At 38.6% G+C, this 25,628-nt stretch carries 21 protein-coding genes; 3 read left to right on the top strand and 18 right to left on the bottom strand.

The genetic code is table 11. From position 1 onward, the window contains the following. Positions 1-103: 103 nt before the first annotated feature. The 6 genes from recJ to miaA all read right to left on the bottom strand — a co-directional run bounded on the left by recJ (position 104) and on the right by miaA (position 6,847). A complete protein-coding gene (gene recJ / locus ACQRDX_RS01750; protein ID WP_427893859.1) occupies positions 104-2,305 on the bottom strand; it encodes a single-stranded-DNA-specific exonuclease RecJ in 2,202 nt (733 codons plus the stop codon). Then, on the bottom strand, positions 2,302-3,057 hold the full coding sequence (locus ACQRDX_RS01755) for an SDR family NAD(P)-dependent oxidoreductase (protein ID WP_427893861.1): 756 nt from the start codon (positions 3,055-3,057) through the stop codon (positions 2,302-2,304). Before ACQRDX_RS01755 ends, recJ begins: the two co-directional genes overlap by 4 nt. Next, on the bottom strand, positions 3,054-3,983 hold the full coding sequence (gene rnz / locus ACQRDX_RS01760) for a ribonuclease Z (RefSeq protein ID WP_427893863.1): 930 nt from the start codon (positions 3,981-3,983) through the stop codon (positions 3,054-3,056). The genes ACQRDX_RS01755 and rnz overlap by 4 nt, the downstream gene beginning before the upstream one ends. 11 nt (positions 3,984-3,994) lie before the next feature. Next, positions 3,995-4,627 (bottom strand): cystathionine beta-lyase, encoded by a 633-nt coding sequence (locus ACQRDX_RS01765; RefSeq protein WP_427893865.1) that lies wholly within the window; start codon positions 4,625-4,627, stop codon positions 3,995-3,997. Beyond that, a complete protein-coding gene (hflX, locus tag ACQRDX_RS01770; RefSeq protein WP_427893948.1) occupies positions 4,614-5,861 on the bottom strand; it encodes a GTPase HflX in 1,248 nt (415 codons plus the stop codon). The genes ACQRDX_RS01765 and hflX overlap by 14 nt, the downstream gene beginning before the upstream one ends. Before the next feature lie 101 nt (positions 5,862-5,962). Then, positions 5,963-6,847 (bottom strand): tRNA (adenosine(37)-N6)-dimethylallyltransferase MiaA, encoded by an 885-nt coding sequence (gene miaA / locus ACQRDX_RS01775; RefSeq protein WP_427893867.1) that lies wholly within the window; start codon positions 6,845-6,847, stop codon positions 5,963-5,965. 73 nt (positions 6,848-6,920) lie between these two features. Here miaA and ACQRDX_RS01780 point away from each other — a divergent pair, with 73 nt between their 5' ends. Then, positions 6,921-7,097, top strand: coding sequence for a DUF3042 family protein (locus tag ACQRDX_RS01780; protein WP_427893869.1), 177 nt, complete (start codon positions 6,921-6,923; stop codon positions 7,095-7,097). A 272-nt stretch (positions 7,098-7,369) separates the two neighbouring features. On the opposite strand, the gene ACQRDX_RS01785 is transcribed toward ACQRDX_RS01780, so the two are convergent. The 4 genes from ACQRDX_RS01785 to ACQRDX_RS01800 all read right to left on the bottom strand — a co-directional run bounded on the left by ACQRDX_RS01785 (position 7,370) and on the right by ACQRDX_RS01800 (position 10,799). After that, positions 7,370-8,350 (bottom strand): rhodanese-related sulfurtransferase, encoded by a 981-nt coding sequence (locus ACQRDX_RS01785; RefSeq protein WP_427893871.1) that lies wholly within the window; start codon positions 8,348-8,350, stop codon positions 7,370-7,372. A gap of 145 nt (positions 8,351-8,495) precedes the next feature. After that, positions 8,496-9,185, bottom strand: a complete 690-nt coding sequence (locus tag ACQRDX_RS01790) for a DUF4956 domain-containing protein (RefSeq protein WP_427893873.1) — start codon at positions 9,183-9,185, stop codon at positions 8,496-8,498. Next, on the bottom strand, positions 9,166-9,936 hold the full coding sequence (locus ACQRDX_RS01795; RefSeq protein ID WP_427893875.1) for a polyphosphate polymerase domain-containing protein: 771 nt from the start codon (positions 9,934-9,936) through the stop codon (positions 9,166-9,168). Before ACQRDX_RS01795 ends, ACQRDX_RS01790 begins: the two co-directional genes overlap by 20 nt. Before the next feature lie 116 nt (positions 9,937-10,052). Further along, on the bottom strand, positions 10,053-10,799 hold the full coding sequence (locus ACQRDX_RS01800; protein WP_427893877.1) for an SDR family NAD(P)-dependent oxidoreductase: 747 nt from the start codon (positions 10,797-10,799) through the stop codon (positions 10,053-10,055). Between the two features lie 103 nt (positions 10,800-10,902). Here ACQRDX_RS01800 and ACQRDX_RS01805 point away from each other — a divergent pair, with 103 nt between their 5' ends. Continuing rightward, entirely contained in the window at positions 10,903-11,205 is a 303-nt protein-coding gene (locus ACQRDX_RS01805) for a hypothetical protein (RefSeq protein ID WP_427893879.1), read from the top strand. 39 nt (positions 11,206-11,244) lie between these two features. On the opposite strand, the gene ACQRDX_RS01810 is transcribed toward ACQRDX_RS01805, so the two are convergent. Genes ACQRDX_RS01810 through rexB form a run of 3 tightly spaced genes read right to left on the bottom strand, consistent with a single transcriptional unit; the run spans position 11,245 to position 18,881 of the window. After that, positions 11,245-11,979, bottom strand: coding sequence for a PHP domain-containing protein (locus ACQRDX_RS01810; RefSeq protein ID WP_427893881.1), 735 nt, complete (start codon positions 11,977-11,979; stop codon positions 11,245-11,247). Positions 11,980-11,988: 9 nt separating this feature from the next. Continuing rightward, complete coding sequence (gene addA / locus ACQRDX_RS01815) at positions 11,989-15,621, bottom strand: helicase-exonuclease AddAB subunit AddA (protein ID WP_427893883.1); 3,633 nt, start codon at positions 15,619-15,621, stop codon at positions 11,989-11,991. Then, positions 15,621-18,881: an ATP-dependent nuclease subunit B gene (gene rexB, locus ACQRDX_RS01820; protein ID WP_427893885.1), complete on the bottom strand. Its 3,261-nt coding sequence runs from the start codon at positions 18,879-18,881 to the stop codon at positions 15,621-15,623. The genes addA and rexB overlap by 1 nt, the downstream gene beginning before the upstream one ends. Positions 18,882-19,001: 120 nt before the next feature. Between rexB and ypfJ the strand changes: the two genes are divergently transcribed. Next, positions 19,002-19,907, top strand: a complete 906-nt coding sequence (gene ypfJ / locus ACQRDX_RS01825) for a KPN_02809 family neutral zinc metallopeptidase (protein ID WP_427893887.1) — start codon at positions 19,002-19,004, stop codon at positions 19,905-19,907. Between the two features lie 65 nt (positions 19,908-19,972). Here ypfJ and ACQRDX_RS01830 read toward each other — a convergent pair whose 3' ends face one another. The 5 genes from ACQRDX_RS01830 to ACQRDX_RS01850 all read right to left on the bottom strand — a co-directional run bounded on the left by ACQRDX_RS01830 (position 19,973) and on the right by ACQRDX_RS01850 (position 25,617). Then, positions 19,973-20,341 (bottom strand): OsmC family protein, encoded by a 369-nt coding sequence (locus ACQRDX_RS01830; RefSeq protein WP_427893889.1) that lies wholly within the window; start codon positions 20,339-20,341, stop codon positions 19,973-19,975. Between the two features lie 58 nt (positions 20,342-20,399). After that, positions 20,400-22,805, bottom strand: a complete 2,406-nt coding sequence (gene pheT, locus ACQRDX_RS01835; RefSeq protein WP_427893891.1) for a phenylalanine--tRNA ligase subunit beta — start codon at positions 22,803-22,805, stop codon at positions 20,400-20,402. Next, positions 22,789-23,331: a GNAT family N-acetyltransferase gene (locus ACQRDX_RS01840; protein WP_427893893.1), complete on the bottom strand. Its 543-nt coding sequence runs from the start codon at positions 23,329-23,331 to the stop codon at positions 22,789-22,791. Before ACQRDX_RS01840 ends, pheT begins: the two co-directional genes overlap by 17 nt. Next, on the bottom strand, positions 23,331-24,374 hold the full coding sequence (gene pheS, locus ACQRDX_RS01845; protein WP_427893895.1) for a phenylalanine--tRNA ligase subunit alpha: 1,044 nt from the start codon (positions 24,372-24,374) through the stop codon (positions 23,331-23,333). Before pheS ends, ACQRDX_RS01840 begins: the two co-directional genes overlap by 1 nt. 364 nt (positions 24,375-24,738) lie before the next feature. Next, positions 24,739-25,617: a DNA/RNA non-specific endonuclease gene (locus ACQRDX_RS01850; protein WP_427893897.1), complete on the bottom strand. Its 879-nt coding sequence runs from the start codon at positions 25,615-25,617 to the stop codon at positions 24,739-24,741. Between the last annotated feature and the right edge of the window lie 11 nt (positions 25,618-25,628).

Genomic DNA, 25,628 nt, shown 5'->3' on the forward strand with positions numbered 1-25,628 from the left:
CTAAATACCTGTTCATTTCCTTTCTTGTTTTCGATAAGTAATCGAATAAAATCATTACTCTTTATTATAGCATATTTTTGAAAAAAAGCTTACGCTTCTGGGTCTATTTTGTCAGGTAATCGTAAATTTCTTTGGGAGTTCCCAAGGCCATCAGCTCTTGAAACTTCACTAATCGTTTTAGGTCTTGGTAAATCTGGCTCTCTGAGATCTCTCGTTTTTGCGCTGCTTTGTTCACCGTCATCACCCCATCTGTGATAACAACAAAGTCTAATTCTTCAAAAATTTGAATCATCTTCACCAGTAAAATATCAGGTATATTTAAATAATGAGCCAACTCTTTCAGTTTATAGCGAACATCAAACTCAGGATATTGATAAATGGTTTTATAAAGGCTAGCAAACTGCTCCCTTGTGCCAAATCCTGTCAAGTAATAATTATTTTTGATTTGATTTTTAAAATAAACCGCCTCAAATTCTCTCTCTTTAAATAACCGTCGCAGATCCTCGTCACTATCTGGAATATCTAAAACTACAACGCTAGGGCTGGTTGTCTCTTGGGTTAAAATAGGGACACCATCTGGAAGAGGGGCTGATTTTTTTCTGATATCAAACAACTGAATCCCATCAACTCTGACATCAACCAGCATAAGTTGTAAATTTCGCTCACCGTTCCAATGGTTAACAGATAAAGTAACAGCTAATTCCAAATCTTGTGCTTGAGCAAACTCATCCTTGAGGTGACCTTGTGAAAAGGCAATGACATCACATTCCACTCCATCTTGCTTAATTCTAAACTTAAGGTGACTATTGTCTTTTCCCATCGAACGTGTCTGTAAGACCGTAAAATCCCTTACCAGAAAGACTGGTTTTTTATGGTCCATTCCAAAGGGAGCCAACTGCTCAAGACTAGCCACCGTATCAAGACTAACCTCTCCCAAGTTTAGAGAGGCATCAATATTTAAACTATTTTTACTTGCCTGATCTAGACCATTTTGGTAAATATAATCTGATAAGACCATTTTAAGCTGAGGGAGATTCTCTATCGGAAGTGTCATTCCTGCTGCTCCAGCATGCCCACCAAAAGCATCAAATAGCTCTTCTTTATGGTCTTTTAAAGCATCAAAAATATTGATACTAGAAACACTACGAGCAGATCCTTTTGCTGTTTCTCCTTCACAATTTAAAACGACAATAGGCTGACTTAAACTTTCAAGTAAACGTCCCGCCACAATCCCTAAAACGCCAGGATGCCAACCTTCTTTAGCCAACACTTGAACAGGTGAAGTGGGATCTACCATGCTCAAGGCTTCTTCATAGATAGATTGCACCAAATCCTTACGCTCTTCATTTTTTTCTTGAATCATCAGAGCAATGGATTGAGCTTCTTCATCATCAAAACCTGTTAAAAGCTCTATAGCAGGATTAGGATCGTCTAGCCGTCCCAATGCATTTAAAAGTGGCGCAATTTTAAACCCTACCGTATCTTCGTCAATATTATCGCTATCAATATCTGATACACGCATCAACTCTTGAAGACCTATCCGCTCTGTATGGGCTAAGATTTTCAGACCATAGCGTACAAGGATACGATTTTCATCTGTTAAGCTAACCATATCAGCAATGGTCCCAATAGCCACCAAATCTAAAGATTCCATGGGCGGTGCTTCTAGAAGTGCTGTAGCAACTTTAAAAGCCACTCCACATCCTGCTAGATGTTTAAAGGGATAATCAACAGCCTGATGTTCTGGGTGTACAATCGCAAAAGCCTCTGGTAAAACCTCTGGCATACTGTGATGGTCAGTCACAATGACATCAACTCCAACTGATTGAGCATAAGCAATCGCCTCTTGCCCTGCTACCCCATTGTCCACTGTGATAATCAGTGAAATTCCCTGCTGCTCAATAAAATATTGATAGACACTTTGATTTGGACCATACCCATCAGTAAAACGATTAGGAAGATAGACCTCAACATCAGCTCCCAAACTCTCTAAGGCCTCTTTCATGATTGAACTTGCTGTCATCCCATCTGCATCATAATCACCATAAACTAAAATTCTTTCAGCATTTTCGATTGCTAAACGGATACGAGAAACAGTCTTTTCCATATCATGTAATAGATAAGGATCATAAAGCTCAGACAAATCTGCATGTAAAAACTGCTCCAACTCTTCTTTTGTCTCTATCCCTCGTTCAAACAAAAGTTGAGCAGCTAAAGGGCTAAGGCCCTCTTTTTGAGATAGGTTTAAAAAGGCATCACTAGGTGCCTTCTCTTCTATTTTCCAGTCGTATTTTGCTGAAATCATTTATAATTAAAAACCTTTCTGGCTAAAAAATCAGATAGACGAGGAAATAAGGTATAAACCTTATGTGTCACCTGTAAGACATAGGGAAGATTGATCTCTCGCTTATTTTTTCCAAATGCTTTTACCGTCTTACTCGCTACTACCTCTGGCGTCAGTACAAAACGTTCAACAGATTTTAGGTATTCACCTGATGGATCAGCTTGATCAAAAAATGCCGTTTTAATGGGACCTGGATTGACCGTTGTAACATAGACGTGATCATCAGCAAGTTCTAGACGTAAGGCATTGGAAAATCCAATAACCGCAAATTTGCTAGCAGAATATACTGAAGACTTATTTGAAGCAATTAAACCAGCCATACTGGCAATATTGATGATCTGCCCTGATTTTTCCTGCTTCATCCGCTCACCAACAAGGCGTGAGAAGGTCATTGTCGCAAAGGTATTCACCTCAAACATGGCTTTAATATCTTGATCTGAAAAATCATCAAAAGCTTTAAACTCACCAAAGCCAGCATTATTGACCCAAATATCAATTTTCCCATATTGCTGATAAAGCTCCGAAACCAAGTTCTCCATAGCAGTCGTATCTGATAAGTCAATACGATGACAAGTCACATTAGGCATATGACCATACTTTTCAATTAAACGTTCTTTACTGCGTCCTAACAAAATCAAGCCATCATCAGGTAATTTTTTAATGATAGCTTCTGCTAGGCCACCGCTTGCACCAGTTATAACGATTGTTCTCATAATTTGATCTCTTCCAAGTCTTTCACAACGTGTGAATTTTCAAAAATCTTTTTCGCATCCTTAGCTAATTGTGTAATATCACGTCCTAAAAATCGTGCACTCACATGATTGAGGAGTAATCGTTTAGCCGATGCCGCCTTAGCCACTTGTGCTGCTTGGATGTTGGTAGAGTGACCATGGCGTGCCGCCATCTTCTCATCACCTTTACCATAAGTGGACTCATGCACTAAGACATCAGCTCCTAAACCAAGACGCACACTAGCATCCGTCTTTCTTGTGTCCCCTAAAATAGTCACCACCTTGCCTTTTTTAGGTTCAGATATATAATCTTTTGCCACAATTTTTGTACCATCCTCCAAAATCACGTCCTCTCCATTTTTGACTTTACCAAAAAGAGGACCAAATGGGACACCTGCAGCTTTTAAGGCTTCTGCATCCAAGGTTCCTTCTAAATCCTTTTGCATCACACGATAGCCTACACAAAAAATAGAATGATCTAACTCTTCTGCATACACGACAAACTTATCAGTTTCCATGATTTTGCCTAAGGAATTTTTATCAAATTCATAAAAATTGATATGATAAGGCAACCGTGTTCCTGTGACACGCAAACTCGTCATCACAAAAGACTTTATCCCAACAGGACCGTATAAATCTAGATCCGTCTGCTCTTCGTTTGCTTGGAAAGAGCGACTAGATAAAAAACCTGGCAATCCTAAAATATGGTCTCCATGAAGATGGGTGATAAAGATCTTTTGAACCTTTCTAGGTTTAATGGTGGTTTGTAAAATTTGATGTTGCGTCCCTTCACCACAATCAAACAACCAAATTTCGTTGATTTCATCTAATAATTTAAGGGCTAGACTAGAAACATTTCGTTGTTTCGACGGCTGTCCTGCACCTGTACCTAAAAATTGAATATCCATGATCACACTCTCTACTCTTTAATATAAATAATACTCTGGCGTTGATGAAATTGATAATACCGTTGCCCCTTAAACTGCTCTGATAGACTAATGGCTTCTTCCTGATTGAAACTCGTAATTTGAAGAATGCCACCTTTTAGACGGTTGACGTGACTAAGAAGAGCAGTGGTCGGCGTTAGGTCTTCTACAACCTCTTGGTCAAAAACGATAGGGCCCATTTTCAGCTGATGTTCTTCTTGATAGACAAGATAATGCGGAAAGATTTGAGCAACTTCTAGACAAAGACTGGCTGTATGAGCTTCTTTTTTTTCTGAAAAAATAATGGCGATTTCTTGATCATTCTGATAAGCAAAACCAAAAGCTTTACCTGAAAGATTGAGGCGCACAAAAGGTTTTCGCTCTAAAAATGACGGTTTAGAGTCAAAAAACTGAAGGGCTTTTGACAATTCAAAATAATAATCTGTAGCCGCTTTAGGTCCTTGTTTTTGATAAAGCTCAGCAAAATACGCATTGATGACACTAGGAGGCGGTGTTATCATATCAAGTTTTTCTTGAGGGCTAAGTGACGCTAACTTACCTTCCAAATAAACCTTATCTAAGCTTGTGAAACCACCATAGATCATCGCTAAATTAATGTAGTCCATTATAAAATCCCTCTAATCTCCATTTATTATCTTCTGAAATATAGCCCGAAATAACCTCTACTTGATCTTGAAAATCATAATCCTCTAGTAGTGCCAAGCGATTTAACTCATAAACTTGATAAAGTTGGCTGGCATCAACCTTAATCGAAAAGGGGACAAAAAGAGTTTTTACCGTTTCTAAAATCACTCTTCTCAAATCTTCTCTAGCTGTCTTTGACTTAGCGGATAGACTAACATGTGGAAAAAGAGTTGGCGTAAATTCTTTTGCTAAGTCCATCTTGTTGTAAACAGTTAGCCTTGGAATATCCCCCATCTCCAAATCCTCTAAAATCTTTAAAACAGTTTCCTCATGCTCCTCATGATTAGGATCACTAGCATCTATAACATGTAACAAAAGATCGACATGGCGACTTTCTTCCAAAGTTGACTTAAAAGCCGCCACTAGCTCTGTTGGCAAATCTTGAATAAATCCTACTGTGTCTGTTAAAGTCGCTTCAAACTTATCTTTTAAATAAAGTTGCTTCGTTGTGGCATCCAGTGTTGCAAAGAGCTCATCGGCTTCATATTGACTCTTTTCTGTCAATACATTCATTATCGTTGATTTTCCAGCATTGGTATAACCAATCAAACCAATCTTAAAGGCTGTTGATGACACACGCTTTTCACGGATGGTCTGTCGATTTTGAGCCACTTGCTTGAGTTGACGCTCAATATCTGTGATTTGGTGACGGATAGACCTACGATTTAACTCTAACTGGCTCTCTCCTGGGCCACGACTTCCGATGCCTCCAGCTTGACGACTAAGCATGACACCTTGTCCAGCTAGTCGTGGCAACATATACTTGAGTTGAGCAAGGTGAACCTGCAATTTTCCTTCATGGCTTCTAGCACGCATGGCAAAAATATCCAAAATCAGCTGCATACGATCAATAACTTTAATTCCAAATACTTCTTCTAAATTAGCATTTTGACGTGGGGTTAAACGATTATTGACAATCACCGTATCAATCTCATCAGCTTCTATGATGGGCTTAATTTCATCGATTTTTCCAGAACCAATAAAAGATTTACTATCATAACGGTCACGGTTTTGAGTGTAGGTAGCAACAACAACTGCACCCGCTGTTTCTGCCAAACTTTTTAACTCCTCCATAGACATGGCAAAGTTCTGACTATCTTGCAAGGCAACTCCAATGAGAAGTACCCTTTCTTGTTTTTGAGCTGTTTCAATCATGATGTGACCTGCCATTTCTTCTTGATGATTTCTGCATTTTAACCTTATTATTGTATCATAAATAGACCAAAAAAGCGGAGCGAAAATCCTTTCTCTCCCCTTTATTTTTCTAAAAATTGCCTAACATCCTGTTTGATGTTTTCTGTCGTATTTTTTGCTGAAATATCATAAAAAGAGACAGCCATACGATTTCTAAACCAAGTTAATTGACGCTTAGCAAAGCGACGCGTATTTTGCTTCAACTTCTCCACTGCCTGATCCAGCTCTTCTTGACCAGAGAAATAAGGAAATAGCTCCTTATAGCCGATACCTCGTGTAGCCTGAACATCTGGATAATGGTCATAAAGCCACTTAGCCTCCTCAAGAAGCCCCATCTCAAGCATGGCATCGACACGATGATTAATTCGATCATACAATTTTTGACGGTCGTCATTTAAACCGATGATAAATGCGTCAAAATCGGGAGCTTCATTGTTAAGGTCTTTACCAAAGTGCGCAAGCTCCAAAGCTCTTATCGCACGACGGCGATTCGGCTCTTTTAGCACCACTCCTTGCTCTGCTATCTTTTCAAATAAACGCTCATCTGACAGGGTAGCAAGCTCTTTTCGATAGGCTAAAATCTCTTCTTGATTGACTTGACCACCCAAATGGTAACCCTCAAGCAAACTCTGAAGATAAAGCCCTGTCCCTCCCACAATAATTGGGAGCTTTCCTCGTCGAGTAATGTCACTAATAGCCTCTTTTGCCTCCGTCACAAAATCAAAAGCGGAATATGTCTCATCTACCTCTCTCACATCAATCAGATGATGAGGTGCTAACTCCTGTTCTTTTTGACTTGCCTTGGCTGTTCCAATATCTAAATGTTTATAAACTTGCTGGCTATCACCACTGATAATCTCTCCATTAAACATTTGTGCCAACTCAATGCCCAGTGCTGTCTTACCTACAGCTGTTGGTCCTACAACAGCTAAAATTTTTGTTTTCATCCGCTTTTTCCTTGAAATTTCCTAGGTTTTTTAAGATAATAAGACTATTATAACATATAAAGGAGAACCCACTATGGCTAAAAAATATGCATTCGCTAAAGGTCTTGTCACAGGTGTTGTTGGCTCTGCAGCTGCAGTTGCTGGCGCTGTCTTTGCCATCAAGAAAAAAGTTATTGAACCTGAAGAGAAAAAATTAGCATTTATCGAAGAAAACCGCAAAAAAGCAGCACGCAAACGTGTGACACGCTAAAAAAATATCTAGGAGCTAGCTCCTAGATATTTTTTTAGCGTCACTAAGCAGATCCTCCCCAGTCAATACATCCAAAATAATTAACTATCTTAGCTTCATTGACACAATTGATCCAAGGGTCGATAAAAGCTCTAGCTGCCTTTTTGCTCGATAATCTTTACAAGCTCACCTCACCTTTTTTAATAAGCAGTATCATAAAAAAGAGATGGGACAAAAAGCCCCACCTCATGTATTAGCTACTGATATTAGAAAAGTGTTATATCGTTAAACTCCTAGACTAAGACTGGCAACTCTTCGCCAATCGCAGCTAGGCGTGCAACGACTTCTTCTTGGCTAAGATTGTGTTCTGTTACATAACGGTTTTTAGGATGAACACGACATTCATGCGAACAGCCTCGGAGATACTTGTGTTCGTTTTCTTCTGACATCAAGGTTTGGCGATTACAGTAGGGGTTACCGCAGTTGACATAACGCTCACATGGTGTCCCATCAAACCAATCTCTTCCGACAACAACTGGATCAACATGATTGACATCAACGGCAATACGCTCATCAAAGACATACATCTTACCATCCCAAAGCTCACCTTGAACTTCTGGATCCTTACCATAAGTTGCGATACCACCGTGCAATTGACCAACGTCTTTATAGCCTTCACGAACCATCCAGCCTGAGAATTTCTCACAACGAACACCACCAGTACAGTAAACCACCACTCGCTTATCCATAAACTTCTCTTTATTGTCGCGGACCCATTGTGGCAACTCACGGAAGTTACGGATATCTGGGCGAATAGCACCACGGAAGTGTCCCAGATCATACTCATAATCATTACGTGTATCTAAAACCACTGTATCTTCATCCAAAAGTGCTTCTTTAAACTCTTTTGGTGACAGATAAGCTCCTGTTGTTTCTAGTGGATTGATGTCGCTATCAAAATCGTCATCCTCTAAGCCAAGATGGACAATTTCCTTTTTATAACGAACAAACATTTTCTTAAAGGCTTGTTCATTTTCTTCATCAATCTTGAACCAAAGGTCAGCAAAACGCTCATCGCTGTGCACCCAGTCCATATATTTTTGTGTTGTTTCATAATCGCCTGAAACTGTACCGTTAATCCCCTCGTCTGCAATCAAGATACGGCCTTTAAGCCCGATAGATTTACAAAAAGCCAAATGCTCAGCAGCATATTCTTTAGCATTTTCAATGGGAACATATTTATAATAGAGTAATACTCGAATATCTGACATCATGTCTCCTTAATCTTTGCAATAGATTTTAGTATTGGAATTTTTCCAACATTAAGAATTATACGCTGTCAGACTCTTTTTTTCAAAAATCTGAACCGAGAATTCTTAACAAGCAAAAAGCAGAAAAATCTATCATTCTTTCTGCTCATTATAAGGTTTTACGTTTTTGGGCAGTTTTACTAATCACAACCTCAATGTGATCATCTAAGGCTAACAGAGTATCCATAATTTTTTTATCACGAATGTGGTTGTCAAATTCCACATGGTATTCCAAAATTAAATTATTACCTTTCTTCTGTGATTTCAAAGAAATCAACTCACCAGATTTATAATAATCTGCGAAGCTTTTTTCCAAAAGCATATCATAATTAAAACCACGAGGAATGGTAATTTGAAGCATCCGTTTGGTACGACTCACCTTGGTAAAACTAGAGTTTTCAAAAATGAAAAGAGCTAGAGATAAAAAGAGTGTAAATAAAATAGCCAGTACCAAATAGCCCATACCAGTTGCTAAGCCAATAGCTGTGGCAGTAAAAATTAAAAGCAACTCTTTTGAGCTAGCTGCGGCAGATCGAAAGCGAATAAGACTAAAAGTTCCAGCCACTGCCACCCCTGCACCAAGATTACCATTAACAAGAAAAATAATCATGGCAATCAAGGTAGGCAACAAGGAAAGTGTCATGACAAATTCTTTCGTGTAAAAGGTTTTGTACTTGTAAACACTTGCTAACAAAACCCCTAAACAAAGGCTGACCAAAAGACTGACCAAAAGTGCAACTGGATTAAGACTAGTAGTGGTGGTGTTAGAAAAAACACTATTAAATAAGGTTTCTTGCAAGGTAAACCTCCTCTTTACTTAGATTTTTCGAGAGACCATAAGCGGTACCGTATTTAGAAAAGGACTGTTGAATGATATTATATTTAGCAAGAATATTTGCTAACCAATCTGGTTGCTCACCAGGTACTTTAATTTCCATGATGACTTTAGTAGGATCTAAAAGATCTTGACCATACTTACCAGCAGTTGCAGATACGTTTTCATCACGATAAAGGAGATTTTGATCAATCGTCACGCGCACTTTTTTGTCGGCAATCCCTTTATAAGACTTACGATCATAGTAGATATACATCATCGGCTTGATGTTGCCATAGCGTTTGCGCAATTGTGTCAACTCTGCATTGACCTTGTCATCAACAATAGAGTGATCCAGCCCATCAACCAAGGCCTGATCGGTAATACCTTTTGTCACAAAACGCTCTGCTGAAATAGGATTAGTGGTTAAGCGATATTTAAAACCAACGCCATCTTCTTTTTTCTTGACTTCTAAAAAGGCTTCACTTTTAGCATTGGGTTTAGCATCATAAAGACGCATACGCACTTTTTCACGGCTATTTTTCTTAGCAATCGAATCTTGAATCATGTCAAAATCTTTATTGTCAAAATAAACGTTAGTAATCGTTGATTCGGCAAATTCGTCTGCTTTAAGGTGGGCTTTTAATTCTTCTTCTAGCTGTGGCAAAATAGCCTTATCAATAATATATTTTGTTTCGATACGTTTAAATTGGGTTTGAATAATTTGAGTTGACATGGTGTGCTGTTCCTTTCATGTGTAAACTTTTGATAGAAATAGATTACCTAAATTAGCTTAAGTCAAACTGAAAGAAAAGTTAAACAAACCTTAAAAAAGATTGGTTTCCCAATCTTTTATTGTCTGTGAATTGTAAATCCTGTCGCTTGTTGGTTTGCCATGATGGTAATGTCTGAGATTTGAACACGTCTTGGTTGGTTAGCGATAAAACACACAATCTCTGCAATATCCTCAGGTTTAAGAGCCTCAATCCCTTGATAAAAACGATCCGCTTTTTGCTTATCACCATGAAAACGCACTTGACTAAAGTCAGTTTGAACAATTCCAGGCTGGACTGTGGTCACCTTAACATCTGAGTCAATGGTATCAATACGAATTCCATCACTTAACACCTTAACCGCTGCTTTTGTTGCACTATAAACCGCTGCGCCAGCATAAGCATAAATCCCTGCTGTCGAGCCAATATTGATGATATGCCCTTGGTTGTTTTCAATCATTTGAGGCAGCAACTGGCGTGTCATATAAATCAAGCCCTTGATGTTTGTATCTAACATAGTGACCATGTCACTCAATTCATACTCTTGAAACTTATCAAGCCCTAGTGCTAGACCGGCATTGTTAATCAAAATATCAACATTTTCTAGTTCTTCTGTGACAGCCTTAACTTGCTCAAAGTCAGTCACATCTAACTGGTAAATAGGAGCCTCAATCTCAAACTGGCGCTTAAGATCACTTTGAATCTCTTTTAATTTTTCTAGGCGCCGACCCGTTAAGATTGGTAAATCTCCATTTTCTGCAAACGCATAGGCCATGGCTTTTCCAATTCCGCTACTAGCACCCGTAATTAATACACTTCGTCTCATTATTTTCTCCTTTTAGATTATTATACCACTTTTGAAACCACTTTCTTTCTTCCAAGGTCAAAGCGTGATAAAATAAATTGAGTGAAAAACAAAGGAGACCATTATGACCTATGAACTTAGCCTAGAATACGGTAGCTATCCTGTCAAAGAAATTGATGCTTTTTTAAATCATCGTACAGAAGTGCCCGATTTTCTAAAAAATGATAGCGAGCTACTTGAAAAACTAGACCGCATGAACACTCTTTTTCATGACCTCTTTTTAACCATTGAATGTACCTTTCACTACATTGGTCATGAATACCCTGATAAAATCGCTGAGCTAAAAGTCCTTTATCAAGAAGTTGCTGAGCATTTAGAAAAAAATTATCCTGATCATGATATTGTTATTGAACGCTTTATCCTTTAAAACTGTAAAATCCTTCAGAAGCTTCTGAAGGATTTTACATTATAGCAGATTGTCTTCACTGTAGCCAAACTCTTTTAGTAAGCTCAGCATACGATCAAACTCCAGTCTAAAATGTTCTATCTGATGACCGTCTGATCCTAAGGAGAAATAGCTACAACCTATTTTTTTCAATAAACTCAAGGCATAACGGTAGAGATGCTCATGGTGATATAAGTACATGCTCTTGGCATTTAACTCAAAAGCTAGATTGTTAGACATCATTTTTTTGAAAATAGCAAGAAGCTTATCTTCGTATTGAGAAAGTTCTTCTACACTCACCTCAAAAAGCCTAAAACCATAATCAAAATGTGCCAAAACATCTGCTTCTACACGACCAATCGCATGTTCTAGATAATCGAGATACTCAGTGATAACCTCAAATTTATCTCTATCAGCTACTTCGTCATCTAGGTAATCGTTAACGCCATTATGATGAACAGATAAGAGCTTTAGATCGTAATCTTTATTTTCTAAAAATCTCAAAATATCTTGCTCTCGTGGTTGATAGTAACCAATTTCAATACCTTTTTTCAGACGATGACCATAACGTTGGTTAAGTTGTTCAATTTCTTTACTATAAGCCTCATAATCTGGAATATCGTCTTGCTGACTATAAGGATTGGACAGATCAAAATGCTCTGTCGTCACAATTTCTCCTTCATAGTTCTCTAAGTAATCCCTGAAGTCTGCCTCAGAATCATAGGAATGGTGGGTATGTAAATGATTGTCTCTCATAAGCTCTCCTTATAGGTCTAACACGCGCACCTGATTTCCACCAAGAAGAATCAGGTAACGACTCACTTTGTCTATAGCCACATTATAAGATTTAGATAGAGCCTTAGCATAAAGGTTCATCTGATCTTGATACCGTTTTTTCAGCTCCTCTGGCTCATGGTAGCGGTCTGTTTTATAGTCAAATAAGATAATCTCATCATCTAAAAGAAGATAGCCATCAATAATACCACGAATAATAAACTGCTCCCCACTTGCATCATCTTTTTCCAACATGGCAAATGGCGCTTCGCGATACACCTTATCTGCTTCTTTAACCAATCGTTTTCCTAAATCTGTTGAAAATATGGCTAAGATTTTTTCTAAATGAAGTCCTTTCTTAACTTGCTCTTCTAGGTCAATCAAAGCTAAGGCTTCCTCTAGATCAGATAAACTTAACGCTTCTTTTAGAGGCACCACTTGCATGAGTTGATGAACTGCTGATCCGATTTGAGCTGCAGTGACCTTTGGCTTTTGACTAAAATCAGGTAACTGAAACTGAAGGGGCTTGAGGGGTGCTGACTGATCTGTTGGCATCGTTTGTACAAAACCACCCACTTCTTCATCAATCAAAGGCTTTTTCAACTGACTTGGAGTACGCAGAGTCGGTAAGTTAATGGCAGCTTGATACTGTTGATTCAGTTCAGAAACCTTATCTAAGCTCTCCAAGGCTTTCTTAATCACATCAGACTGGCGATTATGCGCCAAATCATCTGCTTCCAGTAAGCCTTCTCGTTTTAATTGACCAATTTTTTCTTGGGTAAGATCACTATCTGTCACATAAGTTTGCTTAATTGGGAGTTCTTGGTGTCTAAAGGCCTCCATAATCGCTAAAATCCAATCTTGGAAACTTGTCATGGCTTCACGATCAGCTGCTAAAAGCTTACCATCTTTAGACTTTCCATCAAATTTATCTGCTAACTTTTCCTTACTCCCTTTACCAACAATATACAATTTTTTCTCAGCGCGTGTCAAAGCCACATATAACAGTCGCATCTGCTCTGATATAGCCGCAAGTTTTAGAGCACGCTTGTTCATTTGATAAGGTAGGGTATCCATACTAACATAAAGATGAGAATACGAGTGGCTGGCAGGGAAGTCCGCTTTCATATCTGCCAAATATTTTATACCGATACCCTCTGTCCGACTAAGAATAACAGGACCTCTACTATCTAGGTTATTAAACTTTTTATCGCTATTTAATAAAAAGACATACTGAAATTCCAAACCTTTACTCTTATGGACGGTCATCAAACGAACGGCATTTTTAGGAAGAAAAACTTCTACATCTGCAAGATCATGCTCTGAGGCTAAAAGTTTGTCAATCATACGGATAAAACGCGACAAGCCTTTAAAACCTGTTTTTTCAAACTGATTCGCACGAAGCGCTAGCGCATAAAGATTAGCCTGACGTTTTTCACCATAACTTAGCGCTCCCACATAGTCATAGTAAAACCGCTCATTGTAAATCTTCCAAATCAAATCATAAAGAGAGTGGGTTTTGGCAAAACGACGCCATTCTGTCAGATAAGCCTTAAAATTTTCTATCTTTTTGAATAATTCAGGACCAATCAACTGAGGGTGCTGACCTTTTGTGGCCAAGGCTAACTCTAATTTATCATAAAGAAGGGTTTGTGGCTCTTCTTGATGTCCTTGAAGAGCTATTCGCGCCAACTCATCTTCTGTAAAAGCAAACATCGGAGAGCGTAAAAGAGCGACAAGGGCATAATCATTCAAGGGATTGTCGATGGTCCTAAGAGTATCCAACAAAACTAAAACCTCAACTGACTTGAGATAATTTTGCTCCCCACCATCTGACACAAGAGGAATACCATGCTCTTCAAAAGCACGTAAAATCATATCATTTCGTGTCCTAGAAGGTACCAAAAGTGTAATGTCATCAAAAGCCACACCTTTTTGGTGCAGTTTGATGATTTCTTTAATCACCAGATCAATCTCACCTGATGAAAGAGTAGCATTGTCTTCACCCTCTTCTTGGTCAGTATTATAAATTAAAAACTCGGCTTCATAGTCAGGTTCATCTTTTAGTTGATCAGGATGACCTGCTAAAAGGCGATGACGCTCATCATAATCAATCTCCCCAACTTCTTCATCCATCAATCGCGTAAAAATCGCATTTGTTGCCTTGAGAACAGCTTGGTGACTACGGAAATTTTCCTTCAGTAAAATCAATTTCCCAGCTTCTTGTTCCTGCTGATACAGCTTGAATTTTTGATTAAAGATCTGAGGATCTGCTTGACGAAAACGGTAGATGGACTGCTTAATATCTCCTACCATAAAACGATTTTGTCCATTTGATAACAAGTCTAATAAACGCTCTTGGGTGTGGTTATTATCTTGATACTCATCTACCATAACTTCATGGTATTTGGCTTGGTAGCTGTCTCTAACCGACTGATTATCCTCTAAAATCTGGATGGCAAAATGCCCAATATCTGAAAATTCAAAAGCATTTTCTTCACGTTTTCGTTGCAAATACTGTTCTGAAAAGTCCAATACAAATGCTTGCAAAAGCTGTAAAATCGGAAGAGCCTGAGCTTGATAAGATAAGATGACACTTAAGTGCTTGAGGTCGTTTAATTGACTTTGTAATGTTTTAAAGATAGGATACTTGACCTTAGCAACTGTTAGCTCTCCTGTAGCTGGCAATAAAGCTAGAACATCTTGTGCTAAATCAGCCAATTTCTCCTTACCATAAAGGATAGAAAAATCTCTAGACCACTCATAAAGGGTTTCAAAAATTGCTTTATGTTTTAGATAAGCTGCAGTTTCTTTGCCATCTTTTTTTGTTTTTTTATAGTCCTCTAGATTCGTCACATCAACAAGGGCATCTGCTGCATTGTGCATTTCGCGTCTAATCGCATCAATCATAGCATCTGGTAAGCTGCTAAAATCTTTATAGTGCTCATAGCCTTTTAAAAATGTGTCCTCCAACCATTTTTTCGGACTGCTGGTAGATTGGCTAAACGTGTGAATGTGATAAACAACCGCTCTAAAATTTTTACTACTTTTACTTTGTCCCGTAAAGTTTCTCACCAAAGCTCTAAATAAATCAGACTGTTCAGAAGACATATAAGTCTCAAATAAGCTAGCATAAACTTCATTTTTTAAAATATCTTGCTCCGAAGCATCTTGTAAAATACGAAATTGTGGGGATAAACCTAAAAGATAGCCGTATTGACTGACTAATTTTTGCGTAAAGGCATCCATAGTACCAATATCTGCATTGGGAAGATTAGCGATTTGTTGAGCAAGATGGCGTTGTAAGTCTTGGTCTTGTGTCTCTGCCAAGCTCTCAGATAACTTCTCCTCCAAACGATTTTTTAGTTCTCCTGCTGCCTTGACGGTAAAGGTCGAAATAAATAATTGCTCAATCTCCACTCCCCGCTTGATTTTATCAATAATACGCTCAACCATAACAAAGGTTTTTCCTGAACCAGCTGAAGCTGAAACAAGGACATTTTGACCATGCGTATAAATTGCCTCGATCTGCTGTTCGGTGCGTTTTCGTTTTTTGTCAGATTCTTTTTCTGCTATTTGTAACGCTTCAATTTCTTGAGGGGTTAAAAAGGGTTCAAATGCCATTAATCCAAGTCTCCTTTCATCTTCTCAATCCAAAGGTCTCGTTTCTCACCCTTTTGAAGTTTTTCCAAAAATCTTGCATTAGAAAGATGCAAGTTCGCCTCAAAGCGTGTGATAGATTTGTATTGCTCTGTGGCAATGGACTTGCCATCTTCACTAATCGGATTGATGTCAAACTGTCCTGATAATATCTTTTGCCCTGCTTTTTTAAAAAGGTAATCATTATAAGCCAGCATCACCTCTAACTCCTCTTGACTAAACTTAGAGGCAGAGGTTTTATAATACTCTTGTCCCAAGTGGTTACTGATATCATCAAGAAAAATCCCCTGATACTTGAGTTTTTCTTGCGATTTAGACAGAACTTCATCTAAGTTTTTTAACTCATTTAAGTTAACAATGGGGTCTAGCATATGCAAATACATGGCTCCAAATACTTTTTGAGCAAAATCATAGTGCTTACTATCCTTAATAGCAGAAATATAAGTTAGCAACTGAGGACTTAAACCATGATAGAACTTTTTAATATCAAATCGATTCTCACTGGATTTATAATCGACAACACCAAAATACTCTGTCCCTCCTAAGACATCAATGCGGTCAATCTTTCCTCGGACGATAAGATGCCGCTCATCTGATAAACGTAAACTAGCTCTTTCATCACCAAAGACAGCTTCTTCTGCCTTGATCTCAATTGGAGTTTCTGCTTCTAAAATTTTGGCTGTTCGTCTCGCAACATCCAACAATAACGATTGCGCATATTGACTTTCTTGATCTTCTTCATATAAAGCTTTGAAAGTGGCCTCTTGACGCGTTTCCTGGATAGCGATTTCTAATTTCTCATCAAAGGATTTTTGAGCTGTATCTTGTGTTACTTTTTCAAAAATGCGGTGCAAGAAATTCCCATGACTTCTCGCATCGGGATGGATCGAATCTTGCTCTTTTAGACGTAAAACGTGCTTTAAAAAGTAGCTATACTCATTTTGATAAAAATCACGAATACTAGAAGCCGATACTTGTAAGGCTTGATTTTTAGGATAAAGAATAGCTAGGGTATCCTTGGTTAAAGGGGTAGAGACAAGTTGATCAGTAATGGTTGGGATACTGACCCCTTCTTTTTCCAATTGCTTACGCAAATAACGTAATACTACTGACCAATAAGTTTTTGTCTCTTTTTGGTCTAGATTGTCATTCCACTCTTTAGCCAACTCATCTCTTTGCAAATCCACCAAAGTTGACAGTAATCCCTTATAATGACCGATATTTTCTGGTGCCAACTCAAAATGATGGCGACCAATCGTTTGGACTGAAAATCCTAACTCCTCTAGTTGCAGGAGGTAAGGAGACACCTCATCAGACGTTTCATTAAGTAATTGAGGACGAGACAGGATAAGATGATCACTAGCTGCATTAAATAAAGACAGAGCCGCAAAATGATTTTTCTTGAGATGGTCTTTACTCACTATATCCAAATGGGCAGTAGCATGTGATTGTTCATTGATGGCTTGGCGCTCCTCATCAGAGATTAAACTCGTATTTTTAGAAAATTTCGGAAAATTCGTTTGGGTCAATCCAATCGCAAAAATAATCTTATTAGAATGCGGTTCAATCAAGTCATAAGATTTAACATTAACGACATCTACTGTTGCTGGAACAACACGGTAATCCGCTGCTAACATCCCTGAGCGTAAAAGCCCAAGAAAATCTCCTAAACTCAAAGCACTATCTGAAAAAATCGTTGCCATCTGCTCTAGAATATGGGTAAAAACTTTCCAAACCTCTTCATGTTTTTCTTGATCAATAGCCGCATCATCATAGGCTAAGGTGGTCAAATTATCCGTGAGAGAAATAGCAGATAAAAACGTCTGCCATTTTTTTAATAGGCCTGATATTGTACGACTTTGCGTTTTAAACAAATCTAGCAAAGGTGACATCACTTCCTGACGCATCTCATTTATAGCCTCTAGATTGTATTGCTGGGCATGATTCACCTTAAATTCACGAGCAAATTTAGCCTGCTCCTTAATATCTGCAAAGGTGACATAACGTTCAAAATAATCTATATCATATTGAGAAAACTTGCCATAAAGACCTGATTTTAAAAGGTTCATCAAGTCCTCTGCTCTAAAGTTATAGCGTTTTAGACGATCCAAACTCTCCATAAAATGAACCAAGGGATGTGTGGCCATCGACTCTGCTTTTCCGAAATAATAAGGAATATCGTACTTATCAAAAATTTTTCCAATTTGAAGTTTATAACTTTCCACATCACCCAACAAAACAGAAATATCCTTATAGCGATACCCTTGATTGAGGTGATAACGGATAGTTTTAGCCACTTGTTCCACTTCTTCTTTTTGGTTGATAACATCCCACAGCTCTAAATGAGATTTGTCATCATCTGTGATGACTTCTTTAACCTCTGTAAAGGTCTGCTTGGCCTCTAGAAGTTGACTGACTTTCGAAAACGTCGTCAACTCTCGGATCTCTTCTACATAAGCTGGCTTGGTTTGATAAGAAAGTGCCAGTTGTCGCAAAAAGTCAACCCCTGCTTGATAGAAATTACCTTCTACAAATGGCATTTGATAAGCCTTCTGACTCGCATAAGTCCCAATCACTATCTCTAAGCACCGTTGATTGAGGTATGCGATTAACAGTTCTTCTTCTGCAGAAAAACGCGTAAAGCCATCGATAATAACCACTACTTCCTTCAAAGCCTGATCTAAAAGACCTGATGTAACACAGTTTGAAAAATGAGCAAGTTTACCCTGTGAAGAAAAATGCCCCTCCTGTAATTTGGTCTCAAGAGCTAAGAAAATTTTAATCAAATCCTCTCGTTTCTCAGGACTAGATAGGTGTTCTAGATCCAAAACACTTAAGTTAGATCCTTTTAACTCATGATACAATGCTACTAATTGTTCGATAAAATGGCTATCAGAGCGTAAACTGCCAAACACCTTCAAATCTTGTTCAGAAAACTCAGATAAGACTCGATAAAACAAAATAGATAACCCTGTATCGTCTAAGCTTTCTTTTTTATCTGCCTTAGGAAGTACAAAATACCGTCCTAATTGCGCAAAACGTGTAATCGTAATAGCAAAAGAAGCCTGTTCAGGTAGATTTTCTAAAACAGCTCTTTCCTTTTCAAAAGATAAAGAGTTAGGGGCAATGTAAAAGACACGCTTCCCTTCTTTAGCATAATATGCTGCTTCCTTAGCCAAGATACTCGTCATACTATGTCTCATATCAGTATATAAAAGTTTCATCGCCTACCTCTTCTTTTCCAATGTCATTTTATCCTATTATATCAAATTTATGAGTCAGACCCTGACAAAAGTATGACAAAATAACGTATAATAGAAGTAACATGATTTTAGGAGACCATAATGAAAACAGATAAGTTACGAGAAAGTTCAAATATTGAAGACCGTAGAGGACAATCAGGAGCTTCATTCGGAAGTAGTGGTGGATCAAGTGGGAACCTTCTTTTTTCCCTTCTTTTTTCTCGAATGGGATTAAAAGGAAAGCTCATCCTAGTTCTTCTACTTTTAGTCTTTGGCGGAAGTGCTGGACTGAGTTCCATTTTTACAGGACAATCAAACCAAAATTATTATCAATCAAGGCAGGTTGAAACCTCGGGAGCAGATGTTTCTGATACTGACGCTGAATTTGTCAGCAAAGTACTTGCTAGCACAGAAGATTTTTGGAGTGAGACGTTTACTCAAAATCATCTCACTTACCAAGCTCCAAAACTCGTTTTTTATACTGACCAAACTCAAACAGCCTGTGGTATGGGGGCCGCACAAGCTGGACCATTTTACTGCTCAGGAGACCAAAAAATTTACCTTGATATCTCTTTTTATCAAGAACTCTCTGATAAATACAAGGCTTCTGGAGACTTTGCCATGGCCTACGTCATTGCTCATGAGGTGGGGCATCACATTCAAAACGAACTTGGGACGATGACCTCCTATGCTACCAAACGCCAAAAATTATCTGAAAAAGATGCCAATGCATTAAATGTGCGCCTTGAATTACAAGCAGACTACTATGCAGGAGCTTGGGCAAAATATGTTGAAAATCAAGGACTCTTGGACATTGGAGATATTGATGAGGCCTTAAATGCAGCACACGCTGTTGGAGATGACACCTTACAGGAGCAAGCCTATGGACGCTCTGTCCCAGACTCCTTTACTCACGGGACCTCTGCCCAACGCAAATACTGGTTTGAACAAGGTTACAAATATGGTGACTTAGAACATGGTGACACCTTCAGTCAAACAAATATCTAAAAAAGCGATAGGATACAGAAACACTGATTTAGTGCTCTGAACTCCTACCGCTTTTTCCTTTTACTCTAAATATAAGACCAAGTCACTGCCAAATCATCTCTTAATAATTGTTTGACCTTGCATTTTTCTTCAATATAGTTGGCTAAATCATCCTTAACTTCTTCTGTTAATTGGACATCTAAATCCAAGAAAAGCACCACGGACTTTTTCTCAAAATCCAACTGGCTATCAACGACTACTTTGACATCATTCCTATGCTGAACCTTAGCAAAGTAACCTTGAACACACATGGTAACACATGAGGCTAAGGCAATGTTTAAAAGACTAACAGGTGTTTCACCATGTTCGACTAGCCCAAAACTTGTGATAGGCTCACCATAACCGCTTGATACCACTTCAAACAAGGATCTACCTTCTACATGTGATTGATACATTATTTTTCCTCCTTAGAGCAAAAAGAGATTGGGAAACGCCAATCTCTTTTATTCCTTCTTATCTGACCTCAGCTGCAACTGTCTCAACCAGTGATTTTGTGATTTTTTCCATATATTTGGCCACTTCTTCATCAGTTAGGTTATCCGATGGATTTTGGAAGGTCAAGCTGTAAGCCATGGACTTTTTACCAGCCTCAATACGCTCACCTTGATAAACATCAAAGAGTTTAACTTCTGTCAGACGTTTCACACCTGCTGCATAAATAGCATCTAAGATACTTTGGTGTGTGGTTTCTTTATCCAAAAGCAGAGCAATATCGCGAGAAACAGCTGGGAATTTCGTGATATCTTTAAAAATAGGATCAGCTTGAAGAGCTTCTTCGATAGCAGATAAGTTTAACTCTGCCACGTAAGTTTCTGGAATATCATAATTTTTAGCGGTTTGTGGATGAACCTGTCCGACAAAACCAAGTAACTGTTCTCCCAAACGAATTTCTGCTGTTCGTCCTGGGTGCATACTTGTCAACTCTTTTGTCGCCACATAAGTCACTTCTAAGTTTAACTTTTTAAAGATAGCCTCTAAGATCCCTTTTGCATAAAAGAAATCGACTGGTGTAGCTGGTGTTTGGAAGTCTTTTTCCACTACCAAACCAGACAAAGCAAAAGCAAAACTATTGATTTCGGTTGGTAAATCTTCTTTAGGATGACCTGTTTGTTCAAAGATTTTTCCGATTTCATAAATCGCTAAGTTTTTATTCTGACGTGCCACATTGTAAGCGATCGTATCCAGCATTCCTGAAATCATATTTTGACGCAAAACAGAACGTTCAACGGTCATCGGCCACATCAATTCTGTTAATTGTGTCGCTTGAGGGGTAAACTCAACAGCTTTTTCTGGTGTTGTTAAAGCATAAGATATAATTTCTGATAATCCTGCCCCTTCAGCTAGGGTACGAACTTTTCGACGCAAACTTTGTGTCAGAGTCAACTCACCTGCAGTCCCTGCAGCTTCTGGTAGAGTAGTTGGCAATTGGTCATAACCATAGATACGTGCAATTTCCTCAACCAAATCAGCTTGAATACTAATATCCCATCTGCGACGTGGCACACTAACCGTAAAGTAGTCTGCATCACCTGTGATACCAAAACCAAGTTTAGCAAAAATAGCCTCAATATCGGTATAATCTAGTGTTGTCCCTAAACGAGTATTAACATAATCAAGATTTGTTGAAACTTCAACGGCTTCTGTTGGCACATGACCTGCAGAAACGATACCCGATAGGACTTCTCCTTCAGCTAATTCTGTCAGCATAGCTGCTGCAAAGTCAAGAGCTTCTGTAACAGTTGCATAGTTCACCCCTTTTTCAAAACGTGATGAACTCTCTGAACGTAAGTTCAAGCGTCCACTTGTCTTGCGGATAGACTTACCGTCAAAAACAGCCGCTTCAAGAACGACAGTCTTAGAGTTAGCATCAATCTCTGTCGATTGACCCCCCATCACACCGCCTAGAGCAACAGGTTTATCATTAACCGTGATAACAATATCTTCTGTTGTTAACTCACGCGCCTCACCATCAAGAGTGATAAGACTCTCACCTGCCTTAGCCTGACGAGCAAGAATGTCTCCATTTTCAAACTTATCAAAGTCAAAGGCATGCATAGGCTGACCAAAGTAGAGAAGAATATAGTTGGTCACATCCACCACATTGTTGATCGGACGAATCCCCTGGTTCATCAATAGATTTTGCAACCACTGTGGACTCGGCTTAACCACGACATTTTCTACAACACGCGCAGAATACATCAAGACCTTATCCGAATCAATCCCCACACTAATCTTATCTTTAGCTGCTTTCTCACTCTCTTTAACCACTTTTTCAGGGAATTGAACAGCCTGACCATAGATAGCTGCCACTTCATGCGCAACTCCACGCATTGACAGAGCATCTGCACGGTTTGGGGTAATAGACAACTCAATAATCTCATCATCTAGATCAAGATATTTAAAAATTTCATCACCTGGAACAGCATCTTCTGGTAAAATTTGAATCCCATCAGAAAACTCTTTTGGAATCACTGAATCTGAAATCCCCAACTCAGCTAATGAACAAATCATGCCAAGCGATTCCATTCCACGAATTTTTCCTTTTTTTATCTTATAGTTATCTGCAATACGGGCACCTGGAATAGCAACAATAACCTTAATTCCTGCCCGTACATTTGGTGCACCACACACTACTTGGCGTAGTTCTTCATCACCTGTATTAACTTGACAAAGATGAAGGTGAGTGTCTGGAACATCCTCACAAGAGACCACCTCACCAACAACTAATTTTGACAAGCCTTCAGCTGGACTTTCCACACCTTCTACTTCAATACCGGTTGTTGACATTTTTTCAGCCAATTCTTGACTTGGCACATCAATCGCAACCAGTTCTTTTAACCATTTATAACTTACTAACATGTTTTTCCTTTCTCTCTAGGGGCTTTCTTAACAACCAATCTGTATCAATCTTATTTCCTGTCACAAACTCATGTTGACCAAAACGCTCAAAGCCATATTTTTGATAAAAAGCTTGTGCTCTGATATTGTGTTCCCAAACTCCTAACCAGACCCAATCACAATTGGAAGCCAAAGCTTTTTCCATCGCAAAATCAAATAAGACCTTTCCAAAACCCAAACCTTGATAAGCTTGTTTTAAATAAATCCGTTGAATCTCAAACGCATTAGGCAGCTCTTGTTCTGTTTGAGCTAAACCTTGATTTAGTTTTAAAAAACCCGCAATTTCTTCTTCAATCAATAAAAAATAGTGCTGCGAATCAGGATTCTCTAACTCCTTTTTAAGACGTGCTAAAGATAAGTCTGAGTTAAAGTAGGTCTCAAGATCCTCTTGGTTCATATAAGATCCAAAAGTTGATTGATAGGTTTCCATAGCTACTTCTCTTAGGAGCTCAGCCTGATGAGACCCGATAGAAACAATTTTAGACATTATTTAAATTGCTCCGTGAAACGTTGATCCCCTTGGTAGAAGCCACGAATATCATTGATACCGTAACGTAACATGGCAATACGTTCTTGACCTAAACCAAAGGCAAAACCAGAGTACTCTTCTGAATCGACACCTGACATTTCAAGGACACGGGGGTGAACCATACCAGCTCCTAAAATTTCGATCCATCCTGTTTTCTTACATACATTACAACCTTGTCCACCACACTTAAAGCAAGATACATCTACTTCAACAGATGGCTCAGTGAATGGGAAATAAGATGGGCGTAAACGAATCTTACGATCCTCACCAAACATTTTCTTAATAATCATCTCAAGTGTGCCCTTAAGATCTCCCATAGAAATATTTTTTCCAACAACAAGTCCTTCAATCTGATGAAATTGATGGCTATGGGTTGCATCATCAGTATCACGACGGAAAACACGACCTGGAGAGATCATTTTTAATGGCCCTTTTGAAAAATCATGCTCATCTAACGTACGCGCTTGAACAGGGCTGGTATGGGTACGGAGTAAGATTTCCTCTGTAATATAAAAGGTATCTTGCATATCGCGTGCTGGGTGATCTTTTGGAAGGTTCATACGTTCAAAGTTGTAGTAATCTTTTTCAACCTCAAATCCATCAACAACTTGAAAGCCCATTCCTAAGAAAATATCTTCAATTTCTTCACTTGTTTGGCTTAGAATATGACGATTCCCAACAGCAACTTTACGACCTGGAAGGGTCACATCAATTGTCTCACTTTCTAGCTGCGCCTGAATCTTAGCTTGTTCAACAATTTTTACTTGCTCTTCAAAAGCAGTTGTCAACACATCACGCACTTCATTAACTTGCTTCCCGATAACAGGTCGCATATCGTGTGAAAGGTCTTTTAAACCTTTTAAGAGCTCTGTTAAAGAACCTTTTTTACCTAAAACTTGTACGCGTAAATCTTGTAACTCTTTTGAGCCTTCTGCTCCCAACGCTTTAAGTTGAGAAAGTGTCTTTTCTTGCAATTCTTTTAATTGTACCTGTAAATCCATTGCTATCCTTCCTTTTAAAAACATAATTGTGCTAGCTTAGCCATTCAACCTAACATGAGCTTCCCATCCCAAGTTCTAAACAGCCTTAACTAGCTTAACAAAAGAAAAACCGCATGCCACTACTCCTTTTTAATCGGAGCGTTAACACGCGGTACCATCCGTCTTTTATCTGCTGTGCAGACCTTAATTATCGGTCCTTTTTCTGAGTGAATTCACCAAATTTTCATCTAGGGAGCTTCCAGTCACGGCTCCCAATCCCTGTTAAATTGCCATAAGGTTACTAGTCTCTTAGACCATTATTCAATTACTACCATTCTATCAAAAAATTTTTTTACAGACAAGAGCTTTCTGTGATCTTCTCATCTTAGTTTACTGTCACTTCTCCAGTCGCATAATTTAAAGTGATACCAGATTGAACGTTAGGCACAAACACATTAAACTCCAAACTTCCATCAGAAGACTTAGCTTCCAAGTGCACTCCTGAAGAAATTAGATTATTTCCATCATAAACTAAGGAAACACGATAACGAACTCTTTTATTATTGTCAAGTGCCTTTCTGATAAACCCTTCATAATAATTTTGTCCGGTTGAATCACTTGATCCAGCTTGGTTAGACCAGGCCGTCTGAGTTGCGATATTTTTAGGATTACTGGTTGAAGCATCAAATCCTTTTAAGTTCCCAGCTAAAGCATATCCAATCAAATGCCCACGATCAACCGCATGATTATATTCCCCAGATAATTTTAAGACCTGATGCCAACCTGCTGGTTTCCAAGAGGTTGAGCCATTACCAGTAGCTTCACGATTTTGATATTGTCTCGTTGCTTTGGTTAACAAGGCATTGGCAACGGTTGGAACAGTTTGCCCTTGGACTACCTTGGTTTTATTATCGACATAAGGGAGACTGGAGACCTTAGCATTAAGATCTGTCTTATTATCATTGATAATAAAGGCTCCAGCACCATTCCATTGAATCTGATTTCCTAGTTGCTGTTTGACATTAGCTGTCATCACGGTATTAGCAAGCGCTTCTGTCGGCGTGGATTCACTAGCTGTTGATCCATTTGAAGCCACTTGACCACTACTTGCATTGGTATTAGTTACCAATTGCGCAACTTGCTTAATGGGATTGTCGTTAGAGATTTTGTCACTTGTCGTGATAAAATATAGTCCTAATGTAGCAACTAAGACTAAGAGACTAATCAGTGGGTTGGTCTTTTTTTTCCTTCTTTTCTTTGCCATGTTTACTCCTA

This window comes from Streptococcus sp. SGI.013, from assembly GCF_050315295.1.
GTDB classification, from domain to species: Bacteria; Bacillota; Bacilli; order Lactobacillales; family Streptococcaceae; genus Streptococcus; species Streptococcus porcorum.

Excerpts from the sequence above, each read along its gene's own strand:
- recJ (WP_427893859.1), bottom strand. The coding sequence starts at position 2,305 with ATGATTTCAGCAAAATACGACTGGAAAATAGAAGAGAAGGCACCTAGT.
- ACQRDX_RS01755 (WP_427893861.1), bottom strand. The coding sequence starts at position 3,057 with ATGAGAACAATCGTTATAACTGGTGCAAGCGGTGGCCTAGCAGAAGCT.
- rnz (WP_427893863.1), bottom strand. The coding sequence starts at position 3,983 with ATGGATATTCAATTTTTAGGTACAGGTGCAGGACAGCCGTCGAAACAA.
- ACQRDX_RS01765 (WP_427893865.1), bottom strand. The coding sequence starts at position 4,627 with ATGGACTACATTAATTTAGCGATGATCTATGGTGGTTTCACAAGCTTA.
- hflX (WP_427893948.1), bottom strand. The coding sequence starts at position 5,861 with ATGATTGAAACAGCTCAAAAACAAGAAAGGGTACTTCTCATTGGAGTT.
- miaA (WP_427893867.1), bottom strand. The coding sequence starts at position 6,847 with ATGAAAACAAAAATTTTAGCTGTTGTAGGACCAACAGCTGTAGGTAAG.
- ACQRDX_RS01780 (WP_427893869.1), top strand. The coding sequence starts at position 6,921 with ATGGCTAAAAAATATGCATTCGCTAAAGGTCTTGTCACAGGTGTTGTT.
- ACQRDX_RS01785 (WP_427893871.1), bottom strand. The coding sequence starts at position 8,350 with ATGATGTCAGATATTCGAGTATTACTCTATTATAAATATGTTCCCATT.
- ACQRDX_RS01795 (WP_427893875.1), bottom strand. The coding sequence starts at position 9,936 with ATGTCAACTCAAATTATTCAAACCCAATTTAAACGTATCGAAACAAAA.
- ACQRDX_RS01800 (WP_427893877.1), bottom strand. The coding sequence starts at position 10,799 with ATGAGACGAAGTGTATTAATTACGGGTGCTAGTAGCGGAATTGGAAAA.
- ACQRDX_RS01805 (WP_427893879.1), top strand. The coding sequence starts at position 10,903 with ATGACCTATGAACTTAGCCTAGAATACGGTAGCTATCCTGTCAAAGAA.
- ACQRDX_RS01810 (WP_427893881.1), bottom strand. The coding sequence starts at position 11,979 with ATGAGAGACAATCATTTACATACCCACCATTCCTATGATTCTGAGGCA.
- addA (WP_427893883.1), bottom strand. The coding sequence starts at position 15,621 with ATGGCATTTGAACCCTTTTTAACCCCTCAAGAAATTGAAGCGTTACAA.
- rexB (WP_427893885.1), bottom strand. The coding sequence starts at position 18,881 with ATGAAACTTTTATATACTGATATGAGACATAGTATGACGAGTATCTTG.
- ypfJ (WP_427893887.1), top strand. The coding sequence starts at position 19,002 with ATGAAAACAGATAAGTTACGAGAAAGTTCAAATATTGAAGACCGTAGA.
- ACQRDX_RS01830 (WP_427893889.1), bottom strand. The coding sequence starts at position 20,341 with ATGTATCAATCACATGTAGAAGGTAGATCCTTGTTTGAAGTGGTATCA.
- pheT (WP_427893891.1), bottom strand. The coding sequence starts at position 22,805 with ATGTTAGTAAGTTATAAATGGTTAAAAGAACTGGTTGCGATTGATGTG.
- ACQRDX_RS01840 (WP_427893893.1), bottom strand. The coding sequence starts at position 23,331 with ATGTCTAAAATTGTTTCTATCGGGTCTCATCAGGCTGAGCTCCTAAGA.
- pheS (WP_427893895.1), bottom strand. The coding sequence starts at position 24,374 with ATGGATTTACAGGTACAATTAAAAGAATTGCAAGAAAAGACACTTTCT.
- ACQRDX_RS01850 (WP_427893897.1), bottom strand. The coding sequence starts at position 25,617 with ATGGCAAAGAAAAGAAGGAAAAAAAAGACCAACCCACTGATTAGTCTC.